Origin of the sequence: Peribacillus sp. NPDC046944 (assembly GCF_050272735.1) — a bacterium.
In the GTDB taxonomy this organism is placed as follows: Bacteria; Bacillota; Bacilli; order Bacillales; family DSM-1321; genus Peribacillus.
This window is the reverse complement of the sequence record NZ_JBNNML010000021.1, coordinates 17,080-28,052: the sequence shown is the minus strand read 5'-3', so window position 1 is coordinate 28,052 and position 10,973 is coordinate 17,080. Positions and strand designations below refer to the sequence as shown.

At 41.3% G+C, this 10,973-nt stretch carries 12 protein-coding genes and 1 pseudogene; 3 read left to right on the top strand and 10 right to left on the bottom strand.

Features of this window, described 5'->3' with window-relative positions; translation table 11 throughout:
* A partial coding sequence (locus ACQKIC_RS20490) for a hypothetical protein (protein WP_402991452.1) occupies positions 1–203 on the top strand: 203 nt, incomplete at its 5' end.
* A gap of 2 nt (positions 204–205) precedes the next feature.
* Here ACQKIC_RS20490 and ACQKIC_RS20485 read toward each other — a convergent pair.
* From ACQKIC_RS20485 to ACQKIC_RS20470, 4 genes are all read right to left on the bottom strand, one after another.
* On the bottom strand, positions 206–961 hold the full coding sequence (locus ACQKIC_RS20485) for a YjbA family protein (protein WP_402867788.1): 756 nt from the start codon (positions 959–961) through the stop codon (positions 206–208).
* Positions 962–1,069: 108 nt separating this feature from the next.
* Positions 1,070–1,882, bottom strand: coding sequence for a DUF2268 domain-containing protein (locus ACQKIC_RS20480; protein WP_427668747.1), 813 nt, complete (start codon positions 1,880–1,882; stop codon positions 1,070–1,072).
* Between the two features lie 90 nt (positions 1,883–1,972).
* Entirely contained in the window at positions 1,973–3,211 is a 1,239-nt protein-coding gene (gene fabF / locus ACQKIC_RS20475; RefSeq protein WP_402867786.1) for a beta-ketoacyl-ACP synthase II, read from the bottom strand.
* 40 nt (positions 3,212–3,251) lie between these two features.
* Complete coding sequence (locus tag ACQKIC_RS20470; protein ID WP_402867785.1) at positions 3,252–4,187, bottom strand: beta-ketoacyl-ACP synthase III; 936 nt, start codon at positions 4,185–4,187, stop codon at positions 3,252–3,254.
* A 196-nt stretch (positions 4,188–4,383) separates the two neighbouring features.
* On the opposite strand from ACQKIC_RS20470, the gene ACQKIC_RS20465 reads away from it, so the two are divergent.
* Positions 4,384–4,617 (top strand): hypothetical protein, encoded by a 234-nt coding sequence (locus tag ACQKIC_RS20465; RefSeq protein WP_402867784.1) that lies wholly within the window; start codon positions 4,384–4,386, stop codon positions 4,615–4,617.
* A 39-nt stretch (positions 4,618–4,656) separates the two neighbouring features.
* On the opposite strand, the gene ACQKIC_RS20460 is transcribed toward ACQKIC_RS20465, so the two are convergent.
* The 3 genes from ACQKIC_RS20460 to ACQKIC_RS20450 form a co-directional block, all read right to left on the bottom strand.
* Positions 4,657–4,839, bottom strand: coding sequence for a ComZ family protein (locus ACQKIC_RS20460; RefSeq protein ID WP_402867783.1), 183 nt, complete (start codon positions 4,837–4,839; stop codon positions 4,657–4,659).
* 292 nt (positions 4,840–5,131) lie between these two features.
* Positions 5,132–5,974 (bottom strand): hypothetical protein, encoded by an 843-nt coding sequence (locus ACQKIC_RS20455; RefSeq protein WP_402991457.1) that lies wholly within the window; start codon positions 5,972–5,974, stop codon positions 5,132–5,134.
* A gap of 99 nt (positions 5,975–6,073) precedes the next feature.
* Complete coding sequence (locus tag ACQKIC_RS20450; RefSeq protein ID WP_402991462.1) at positions 6,074–6,796, bottom strand: hydrolase; 723 nt, start codon at positions 6,794–6,796, stop codon at positions 6,074–6,076.
* A gap of 275 nt (positions 6,797–7,071) precedes the next feature.
* Here ACQKIC_RS20450 and ACQKIC_RS20445 point away from each other — a divergent pair, with 275 nt between their 5' ends.
* The gene (locus ACQKIC_RS20445) at positions 7,072–7,263 is read left to right on the top strand and encodes a YjzD family protein (RefSeq protein WP_402867780.1); all 192 of its coding nucleotides are present in this window, start codon (positions 7,072–7,074) and stop codon (positions 7,261–7,263) included.
* A gap of 79 nt (positions 7,264–7,342) precedes the next feature.
* Here the strand turns inward: ACQKIC_RS20445 and clpB are convergent, their stop codons facing one another.
* From clpB to ACQKIC_RS20430, 3 genes and pseudogenes are all read right to left on the bottom strand, one after another.
* On the bottom strand, positions 7,343–9,931 hold the full coding sequence (gene clpB, locus ACQKIC_RS20440) for an ATP-dependent chaperone ClpB (protein WP_402991467.1): 2,589 nt from the start codon (positions 9,929–9,931) through the stop codon (positions 7,343–7,345).
* 302 nt (positions 9,932–10,233) lie between these two features.
* Positions 10,234–10,630 (bottom strand): annotated as a pseudogene (gene tnpA / locus ACQKIC_RS20435) (IS200/IS605 family transposase).
* 107 nt (positions 10,631–10,737) lie between these two features.
* Positions 10,738–10,917 carry a YjzC family protein gene (locus tag ACQKIC_RS20430; RefSeq protein WP_402867778.1) on the bottom strand — a complete coding sequence of 60 codons (180 nt, stop codon included), beginning with the start codon at positions 10,915–10,917 and terminating at the stop codon, positions 10,738–10,740.
* Positions 10,918–10,973: the final 56 nt, after the last annotated feature.

Genomic DNA, 10,973 nt, shown 5'->3' with positions numbered 1-10,973 from the left:
GCTGCCATGAATTTAAAGAAGATGGCCAATTGGACATGGCAAGGTCCGAAAATAGCCTAACAAAGTGGGCTCGTAGAGACCTATATTCTAAATTTCGAGCGAAATTTCAAGAAAATATCAAAAAGGGGTCCGGAATGAAATCATTCCGGACCCCTTTTGTCGACAAACTGAGACGATCCGCAACGGATCGTCTTTTTTTGTGAACCTATAATATGGATGGACTATCGCCGGCTTCTACTTGCCAAAGTTTTTCGAAAAAGGGTTGCCCTTTCACTAAATTTTCACATAGCTGAAGGTGTTTTTCAGACCAACCTGTTTTCATTTCCTCATATAACTCAAGCCACGCTATCTGAAAGTCCATATCCTGAATGCTCTCATATTTCTCAGGAGCCCATTCAGTATACCAGTATCGAATTTCAGCCGTATTCTTTGCTGTGAATAACTGATCCATGGCCATGAAAAGGAGCTGTTTCAATTGCCTTTCTTTTCTTGTCAATCCATTCATAAATAAGGGCGATGGAGACAGAATATGATATTCTTTCTCGCTTTCAGGATTTTCCGTAAAAGTATAATCCATCTCTTCGTGATTTTCGATCATGTCATAAACAATTTGTTCCTGCCGAGGAATAATTCTGCTTTTCCGGATGGGAATATGGTAGCCTATTGTATCCACAGCAAGTATTCCATGTCCATCGGTCACGACAAAACAGTAGTCAAGCTGAATGCGTTCATGATTTTTCCTTGCATATGCTTTTTGGTAGACATCGTTCAGTAATGCCTTCGGTAATTCAGATAGGTCATTTTCTATGTAGTGAAACAAAGTTGTTGAAACTTTCATCAGAGGAACTTGATCTAGCAGTTCAATGCCATCATCCTTCCTCCATTCATGAAAATGACAAATATTATAACCATTTTCCTCTCCTTCAAACCAGTTAACCCATACATCATGAAGATATAACATTATCCATCCCTCACTTAAACAAATTTCTGTTTGTCAATCAGTATAGGCAGGAACCATACAATTTATTCCTATTTCAGAAAACAGATTTTGAAATAAAACACGTATAAATTAACTCTTTTCTGTTATGAATTCTTCAGATTGGATAGCAAAGGATTTTTTGACGGAGAAATTTTTGAATTGTTTCACTAAATGAAAACCACTGCAATACCCCAACATCTCCGGATACCCTTTTTTTCCCAGAAGAAGAGCATCATGTAGCGGATCCGTGCGTTTCTTGTTCAAGTTTTCTACTAGATAGCTGTCCCAAAACTGCTGGAGCTTTTCTTCTGAATATAATTGTGTCCATTTTGCCAGGTATTTCGTTCCTAAATACTTACCGACTGTCCTCTCGGCGAGTCCTTCCATGATCATTGTATCGAGTAGGGTATAGTTTTCTTCCGCCTTTTTTAAATGGTGCAAACGGCAGACGTGATGGTATTCGTGAATCAGCACTGCTTCCATCTCTTTTTCGGTTATTTCGATATCGTAAAAAAGAAATAATTTATCTTTAAAGGCCAATCCTGATTTACTCTCATTCGGTTGCTTCCTTCCAGAGGCTACGAGAGGAAAGATATAAATGGGGATATCGGGTCCCCCCCATAATTTCTTATAAGTTGTAAATAAACTTTGTGTTTTGACCCATACATTTTTTTGTTTCAGTTCATCGAAGGTTTTTTTCGTTTTTGGATTGGGCAGGTACATTCCATGGTTTTGTAAATGGCGGTAGATCATGTCTTCTTTAACCTGTTCATAGAATTCCCCTTTCAACTTCTTCATCATCTTAACCGGATGGTCAAAATCCTTTTCCATCCACTCATTAGTTGAAATAACTCCCATCCGTTTCGCCCCCACTACTTCATCCTCTTTTATTGTATGTTCCAAAAATGCTTAGTGATACATCATTCCCATTACTTATTCCCAACATAAAAAGAGCAAATCCCAAGATTTGCCCTTCCTCTTCATTACTCTTGATTATTGATATTTCTTGAATAGGATAGTGGCGTTATGACCGCCAAATCCTAATGAATTACTGATAGCTGCCTTAATTTCACATTCCCTTGCTTGATTTGGCACATAGTCCAAGTCACACTCAGGATCCGGTGTTTCTATATTGATGGTAGGGGGCAAGATGCTATCCCTGATTGCTTGAATCGTAAAGATGGCCTCTATACCACCTGCTGCACCCAGCATATGGCCTGTCATTGATTTGGTAGAGCTTAATGCTAGTTTAGAAGCATGCTCCCCAAATACTTCTTTGACCGCCATCGTTTCATATTTATCATTGTAAGGTGTGCTTGTACCATGGGCATTAACATATTGGATGTCTTCCGGTGTTAACCCTGCATCTTCAATCGCAATTTTCATTGCCCTTGCCCCACCTTCTCCACCAGGCGCTGGAGCCGTAATATGAAAAGCATCTCCGGTCGTTCCGTATCCAGCTATTTCAGCATAAATATACGCTCCGCGGTTTAACGCATGTTCTAACTCCTCAAGAATGATCACACCTGCTCCTTCCCCGATGACAAATCCATCACGGTTAGCATCAAATGGGCGGCTCGCCGTATTAGGATCTGGATTGGTGGATAGAGCTGTGTTCGCACAGAAACCAGCAACTGCCATTTTTGTAATCGGCGCTTCTGCACCACCAGTAATCATGGCATCGGCATCTCCACGCTGAATGGCCTTAAATGCATCACCGATGGAATTCGTTCCCGTTGCACAAGCCGTCACGGTGCAAGAGTTGATCCCTTTAGCGCCCAGTAAAATGGATACCTGGCCCGCTGCCATATCTGGTATCATCATGGGTACGAAAAATGGACTAACCCGCTTATAGCCCCTGTTCAAGAAATTTTCGTGCTGGGTTTCAAGTGTCTCAAGCCCACCGATTCCAGAACCGATCCAGACTCCTACCCGCGTTGCATTTTCATCCGTTATTTCTAATTTACTGTCATTTAAAGCCATGACTGAAGCGGCAATCGCATAATGCGTAAAACGATCCATTTTGCGTGCTTCTTTACGATTAATATATGTTTCGATATCAAAGTCCTTTATTTCTGCAGCCACTTTAGCAGGAAAATCATCAGCATTAAGACGAGTTAATGGTCCAATCCCTGATTTCCCCTCAATTATATTCTTCCATCCAGTTTCTGCATCATTTCCAACTGGAGAAATAGCTCCAATCCCTGTTACAACAACACGACGATTCGTCATTACAATGGCTCCTTCCTTTACTCAAATATTTCTTTTATTTTCATTTTCCCCATCTAAGGGCAATAGCTCCCCACGTGAGTCCTCCACCAAAACCAACCATGACGAGCAAGTCATCTTCTTTGATTCTACCTGCTTCCATTTCTTCCACAAGAGCAATTGGTATGGAAGCCGATGAAGTATTCCCATATTTATGAACGGTCTTTGTCATTTTTTCAACGGGTAGGCCCAAACGTTCTCTTGAAGCCTCCATAATTCGAATATTGGCTTGATGTGGGATTAGTAAATCCACATCCTCTTTGGTCAATCCTGCTTTATCCAATACATTCAGGCTGGATTCTCCCATTTGACGGACAGCAAATTTAAATACTTCTCGTCCATTCATCGTGATGAATTCCCCATCTTGGAATAGATGCTTAGCACCAGATCCATCTGCACCTAATTCAAAAGAAAGAATTCCCCTGCCTTCTGATACAGGTCCCACGACAGCAGCCCCAGCTCCATCCCCAAAAAGGACAGCGGTATTGCGATCATCCCAGTTAGTGATCTTGGATAGTTTCTCAACCCCAACAATCAATACATGCTTGTAAGCACCTGTCTTAATAAATTGCTGCGCCGTAATCATAGCATACATGAAGCCAGCACATGCTGCACTAACATCCATTGCAGCTGCTTTCTTCGCACCCAACATTTCCTGGATCATACAGGCGATGGAAGGAAAAGGCCGATCGGGTGTAACAGTTGCGACAAGGATTAAATCTATATCCTCAGCTGAAATGCCTGCATTATCTAAAGCAGCTTTTGCTGCGCCATAAGCCATATCGGAAGTTTCTGTTTCATCATTGGCTATTCTTCTTTGTTCGATACCTGTCCGAGTACGAATCCACTCGTCCGACGTATCCATGACTTTCTCTAAGTCCGCATTTGTGACGATTTTCTCGGGTAAGTAACGACCAAGCCCTAATATACCAGCATTCATTTCAGCCAACCCCTTATATTTTAATGAGTTATTATTATCATCTATTATTACCTGGTACTAATTTTATAGAAAAATACGCTTTCTTGCAAGAACTATCAGTTTGAAAGTCTAATTAATCTGCATCTTAAGTCGGACAAGGGCCTAATCCAAGGACGCAAGCGTGCATACATTATAGTAAAAGAAGGGAGGAATCACAATGGATATTTTTAATCGCAACAATCGAAGGAACCAGGACGATCCCTTTTCCAAAATGATGTTTGGCACGCGTAACAACGAGCCCGAAGAAGAACCTGAGAAAGAAGAGACCCAGATTGATTATATGCAATTGATGGCAAGCGTAGAGACATTAGTGGGTTTGTACGATCAATTTAAGCCTACCATCCAGAAAGTGAACCCCATCATTTCAAAGATGCTGAAAAAAGAAGAATAAACAGAAGGCTGCCCGATTATCCGGACAGCCTTCTCTTACTTAACGTTGGGCATCTTGTTTGCCAAGGTCATAAGCTTCTTGCATCACTTTCTTAAATAAATCCATGAATGGCTCTGCCATGTCCATTGAAAATGGAATCCCGCTTGCCTCTAACTTTGCTTTTGCTTCCGGGAAGTACTTCATAGCAATCCCCATAAATTCAAGGGTTTTATCTGAACTCATTTTTTTGCCTCCTTACCATACTTGGTCATTTTGAATGCACCATTAGTATCCTTTGATGACACTTGGAACATGATTCTACAAATGGGTATCCCATAAACCAAAAATCAGGTTCATTCTTATCATAATTCCCCAAAGTCCATTCGTAAAGCCGAAACTTGCCTGAATGAATATTCTTCATGCTATATGCCATCTTGAAAGTACAGAACAATTCCCAGGTACTAAGGTATGAGTTCCCCCTTCACTTTATGACTTTCTTGATTAATTCCACACATTGGGCACTCCTGGATAATGTTTAGTCCTTCTTATCGCGCATCCTCCACTTTGTAAGGAGGTTTAACCGTTTATTCTGCTCGATTTGCAAGGAGATGCCTTCCTCTGGACTCGTTTTATTAGGCACTTCATATACGGTTCCTTTCGTTGCCTTGATTGGAGATTGTGGGGGAAGTGAGTCGATCACCTCTTGTTTAAAAATGAGCTTGGCGCATGTATTCCAGTGGTCGTCAATGCTGCTTTTGAGGTGAAGGCTTCTATCAGTGGAAGAAAGGAGCTGTTCAAGACCCTCGATGAAATCGGCTATAAAAAGCGCATCCTCCCTGTATTCTGAAGCGAGTGTAGCTTGGATAGTTGATTGCTCTAGTTGGCTGATACCCGCTTCAAATCCCATGGTTGCTGGTTGCCAAGGACCATATATCGTCGGTAAATATACTGTTTTGACTGAATCGAAGCCTTCACAAGCGTTTAATACAGTCTGAAATCCTTCCGTATCAGCATCGATTGGAAGGAGCACCACAATTTTCAGGCTATTACCATGACCGTTTTTCTTGCATTTTTCAAGAAAAGAAACAATATCATTTATATGAAGATCCTTTAAAGCCGTTTTCCCTCTTCTACTATCATAAAAAGATAATAGAATGGTGAATGGCTCGGAAACATCCAATAACCGAAGTTTATTAATTGGCAGATAAGTAAAGTTAGCGTTACGCCCTATTTCTAGCTCCTTTTCTTCTATAATATATCGATTGGTCTTTGTATCCTCCCAATCAATTCCGATTACCTCTTCCCCCTGCCCCAACAAATATTGTGTCACATGAAAACCTACAAATTGATAAGCCCCAACAACAATATATGTCCCCATAAATACAGCCTCCCCTTATGCAATGGCTCGCTTATCCGTCACCGCAAGTTTTTTCGGATGCTGTATCGTATGCAAAGTACCGCGAAAATATATCCATTCTCATAAAGACTCTTCATTTTCATGAAAAAACTTCTGGATTTGATAAGGGATTTTATACCGTTTTTCTGCTAGCAAATAGGTTAAATGCAAATGGTCTTTCCTGGTTCTCTGAATCCTCCGATAAAATGAGGCTTGTTCTTTTCGAAAACTGCCGAAAACAAGAATCACCTTCACCGGTATATGCTCCGTGAATGCCTGCACATTGGAATCCAAAATTTCTTTCTCCATATCAGCTGGATCTACCTCATATGCTGCGGCTATTTCCGATAGCCACTTTTTATAAAAGAACTTATTATCCTTTTCTTTTTCCATTTGAACCTTCAAAGATAAAATCGGGTCAATGAGGACAACCGAACGGATTTGGCTTCCCATCTCTTTCATTAGTCTCAATGCCAGCAGGGCTCCTGTCCCCTCTGCAAGAACATGGATTTTCCGATTGACTATTTCATTTTTCATAAAGAGGATATATAACTTCAACGAAAGATCAAGAGCTTTGGGGCTCCCCCAGTTCGCCCCGTAAAAATTCGAGGAAAAAAGGGTGTAACCGGTTTGTTTCAAATATTCTAATATACGTAACCTACCCGGATGCTGAAGCCAAAAGCTACTGTCCTTATCTACAAAAGAACTTCGGTCCCCAATTACCATGACGGAAAATCCACTGGGTTGTTCTGGATAATAGACGATATTCCATTGGTCTTCGATTTGAAAAGTTCTCTGTTCCATCTAAACTAACTCCTTTTAGGAATATTACTATTAGTTAATTTATGTCGAGATATCAAAAGGGTAAGGGGGGACGCCTATCTTCGAGTCTTAAATTACTTTTCTCCATTAATTTTCAGGAATCATGCCTGCTGGATTCGTGACTGATATCGCCCGTCGTTCAAAAGACATGAAAGGGCAACGATGAATTATTTATCAGTTATTATGAAAAAGCCGTTTTAACTGTATATTAATTATGGTAAGATAAAAAAGACTGTAGTGGAATGAGGTGAAATTCGATGCGTTATGCTTGGACAATTCTTTGGACATTCGTATTAGTGCATATGCTTGTATATGTTGTTTCTTCCATGATCGGAGTTTCATACGATGCTACACAGGGAACAATTTTAGGACTTATTACGGCTGTTCTAGTTTGTATCATCCCTGCTGTTATGCCTGAAGGGCCATCAAAAGACTCACATCAACATTAAGAAGCAAAAGAGGACATCCTTTTAGGATGTCCTCTTTCATATACCGTTTTCAGCTATTTTCTAAACTAACTGCTTACATTTACCTCAAAACCAATCCCTCTTGGTCATAATCTATCGTCATACTTCCATGATCACCAATCGTCCCCGATATAATTTTACGGGCAATCATCGTTTCTAGATGCTTTTGGATAAAACGTTTCAATGGCCTTGCTCCGTATACTGGGTCATACCCTTGTTCAGCAATAAATTCCTTAGCGGCATCCGTCACACCAAGTGTGATATCTTGTTCAGTCAACCTTACTTGCAACTGTTGAATCATCTTTTCAACAATGCCGACAATCTCTTGTTTTGTGAGTGGCTTGAACAGAACGATATCATCCACACGATTTAGAAATTCAGGACGGAAATGTCCTCTTAACTCCGTGAAGACCTGCTCTTTTATTCCTTCTTCAATGGCTCCATCTTCTCGATTGGACTGAAGCAAGAAATGTGAACCGATATTGGAAGTCATAATGATCACCGTGTTTTTACAGTTGATCGTTCTACCTTGAGAGTCCGTGATCCTGCCATCGTCGAGCATTTGCAATAAAATATTGAAGACTTCCGGGTGAGCCTTTTCGATTTCATCAAGTAACACGACCGAGTACGGATTTCGCCTAATCGCTTCCGTCAACTGACCGCCTTCCTCAAACCCTACATATCCGGGAGGAGCCCCGACCAAACGGGAAACGGAATGTTTCTCCATGTACTCAGACATATCAATCCGTATCATATGTTCATCACTGTCGAATAGCGTCTCTGCCAACGCTTTGACCAATTCTGTTTTACCGACCCCTGTCGGTCCAAGGAAAATAAAGGAACCTATTGGTCTGTTTGGATCCTTGATCCCGGCTCTAGCCCGTAATACAGCATCCGATACAAGTTCCACCGCTTCCCCTTGACCGATTACCCGTTCATGAAGAATATCCGAAAGACGAAGCAATTTATCCCTTTCGCTTTCCACTAACTTACTTACCGGAATACCCGTCCATCTAGCAACGATTGAAGCAATTTCTTCCTCGGTCACTTCTTGGCGGAGCAAACGGGATTCCTGCTTCCCATTTTCCACCTCTTCTTCCATGGCCTCCAATTCCTTTTGAAGCTGTGGAATCTTCCCGTGTCGAAGTTCAGCTGCACGGTTCAGGTCATAGTCATTTTCCGCCTGTTCCAGCTCATGCTTTAACTTTTCAAGTTCTTCCCTTTGATCCTGGACTTTTTGAAGGGACGATTTCTCCATTTGCCATTTGGCTTTCATACTGGTAGCCTGATCCTGCAATTCCGAAAGTTCTTTTTGGAGTACCTCCAATCTTGCTTTGCTTTGAGCATCCTCTTCGTTTTTAAGGGCGGCTTCCTCTATCTCCAACGTCATGACTTTCCGCGTAATCGAATCAAGTTCCGCTGGCATCGAGTCGATTTCCATCCGGATCATTGCACAAGCCTCATCCACAAGGTCTATTGCTTTATCCGGTAAGAAGCGTTCCGTAATATAGCGATTTGATAGAACAGCTGCTGCCACAATGGATCGATCATGTATTCTGACCCCATGATGGACCTCGAACCTTTCCTTCAGACCACGCAAAATGGAAATGGTATCTTCTACGTCTGGCTCTGGAACGAGCACTTGCTGGAAACGCCGTTCAAGAGCGGGATCCTTCTCAATATACTTACGATATTCGTCAAGTGTGGTTGCACCAATGCAATGCAATTCACCACGCGCTAACATTGGCTTCAGCATATTTCCGGCATCCATTGCCCCTTCCGTTTTACCAGCACCGACAATGGTATGCAATTCATCGATGAATAATAGGATGTTCCCATCGCTCTTTTTCACTTCATTCAGAACCGCTTTCAGTCGTTCCTCAAATTCACCGCGAAACTTAGCCCCGGCAACCAACGCACTCATATCAAGCGAAAACACCGTTTTATCTTTAAGCCCTTCCGGTACATCTTTTCGGACAATTCGTTGGGCCAGACCTTCGACAATGGCCGTTTTACCAACACCAGGTTCCCCAATCAATACGGGGTTATTTTTTGTCTTACGTGACAAAATACGGATGACATTCCGGATCTCCGTATCACGGCCAATGACAGGATCCACATTCCCCGCCTTCACTTCAGCAACAAGATCTCTTCCATATTTTTTCAAAACTTCATATGTGTTTTCCGGATTTTGACTAGTCACTCTCTGATTCCCCCTTATCGTTTGGATAATTTGCCTCGCTTTCCCATAGTCGATCCCATAGTCCGCAAATAGCTTTCTTATGTTGGGTTTATCTTCTTTTAACAAAGCAAGCAAAATATGCTCAACTGATAGATACTCATCCTCCCAGCTCTTCATTTCCTTTTCAGCTGCCGACAGCACATTCTGAAGGGAATTCGACATATAAACTTGAGAGGTGCTTCCGCTCACTTGAGGCAACTTATTTATTTCTTTATTCATCTCCGTATCGAAATGACTGAGCGATTGATTCGTTTCCGACAAAATTCTAATGAGTAGGCTTTCATCCTGTGTCATCAGGGCTTTTAATAGATGAAGCTCGGTAAGTTCCGGGTTTTCCCTATCCTTGGCCAGCTCCTGCCCACTTATAAATGCCTGCTGGGTTCTTTCCGTCATCGTATTAAAATCCATCTTAAAACCTCCCATTCATTGTTTCCAACAGAATGCTTATGATGTTTGACCAACTTTGACCTTTATATTTTAATTATACTGCTTATTATTCCCTTGTAAAGAAAAGTTATATGGTACATTGATAATTTCTGCTATTAACCCTTTACAACCCACCCTACCAGAGGGTTTATACAATCTGTTTACTCTAAAAGTTAAAAGTCAAAAGCAAAAAACCTCTCTTCAATCAAGAAGAAAGGCCAAATCATCCCGAAGAGCCTTTAATTGTACTACTTTTACTGGCCAGACCTTAAAAGGCCTTCCACTCACTTCCTTTTCTTTTTCTGTATTTCTTCACCTGTGAACGGATCTGCGACTATATCATCTTGTATCTGGTTCCGTATGTATTCTTCTATTACCTTTTTGTTTCGTCCAACTGTATCTACATAATATCCCGCCCACCAAAACTTTCGGTTTCCATACCTGTATTTCAAATTCGTATGACGGTCAAATATATTCAAACTACTTTCCCCTTTTAAATAACCCGCAAATGAAGATACACTTATTTTTGGTGGGATGCTCACGAGCATATGTACATGGTCTTTACATGCCGTTGCTTCAATGATTTCCACTCCTTTCCTTTCACATAGCGTGCGCCGACCGATATCCTTTTTTATCTTTCTTGTAAATCACTTGTCTTCTGTACTTCGGTGCAAATACGATATGATACTTACAATTCCAGGTAGAACCGTAGGCCTAGCCTAGGGTTTTCTTTTCTACAAAAAAAGCAGGAAAGGGAATGATCATCCTTTTCCTGCTTTTCCATTTCATTATGGCTTTCTTTGATAGGTCCATAGCCGGTTATGATTCGAAGTCTCAGGAAAGGTGTCCCCTGCTTCGAGCTTGACCATTTTCGGATTGACTACCATACTTCCTGTTTCACCGATTTCTACGTATGCCCCATTATTAGGTGCTTTTTGCCCTGGCTTAAATTGACGATTTTGCCCCATGTATTTCACCCCTTTACATGCTTTCCCTATTATTATTGCCACCTTTTTTTCTTTCA

What these genes read in the sequence shown, in the direction of transcription:
- ACQKIC_RS20485 (WP_402867788.1), bottom strand. Translation starts at nt 961, where the DNA reads ATGTTATATCTTCATGATGTATGGGTTAACTGGTTTGAAGGAGAGGAA.
- ACQKIC_RS20430 (WP_402867778.1), bottom strand. Translation starts at nt 10,917, where the DNA reads ATGGGGCAAAATCGTCAATTTAAGCCAGGGCAAAAAGCACCTAATAAT.
- ACQKIC_RS20470 (WP_402867785.1), bottom strand. Translation starts at nt 4,187, where the DNA reads ATGAATGCTGGTATATTAGGGCTTGGTCGTTACTTACCCGAGAAAATC.
- ACQKIC_RS20445 (WP_402867780.1), top strand. Translation starts at nt 7,072, where the DNA reads ATGCGTTATGCTTGGACAATTCTTTGGACATTCGTATTAGTGCATATG.
- fabF (WP_402867786.1), bottom strand. Translation starts at nt 3,211, where the DNA reads ATGACGAATCGTCGTGTTGTTGTAACAGGGATTGGAGCTATTTCTCCA.
- ACQKIC_RS20465 (WP_402867784.1), top strand. Translation starts at nt 4,384, where the DNA reads ATGGATATTTTTAATCGCAACAATCGAAGGAACCAGGACGATCCCTTT.
- ACQKIC_RS20460 (WP_402867783.1), bottom strand. Translation starts at nt 4,839, where the DNA reads ATGAGTTCAGATAAAACCCTTGAATTTATGGGGATTGCTATGAAGTAC.
- ACQKIC_RS20455 (WP_402991457.1), bottom strand. Translation starts at nt 5,974, where the DNA reads ATGGGGACATATATTGTTGTTGGGGCTTATCAATTTGTAGGTTTTCAT.
- clpB (WP_402991467.1), bottom strand. Translation starts at nt 9,931, where the DNA reads ATGGATTTTAATACGATGACGGAAAGAACCCAGCAGGCATTTATAAGT.
- ACQKIC_RS20450 (WP_402991462.1), bottom strand. Translation starts at nt 6,796, where the DNA reads ATGGAACAGAGAACTTTTCAAATCGAAGACCAATGGAATATCGTCTAT.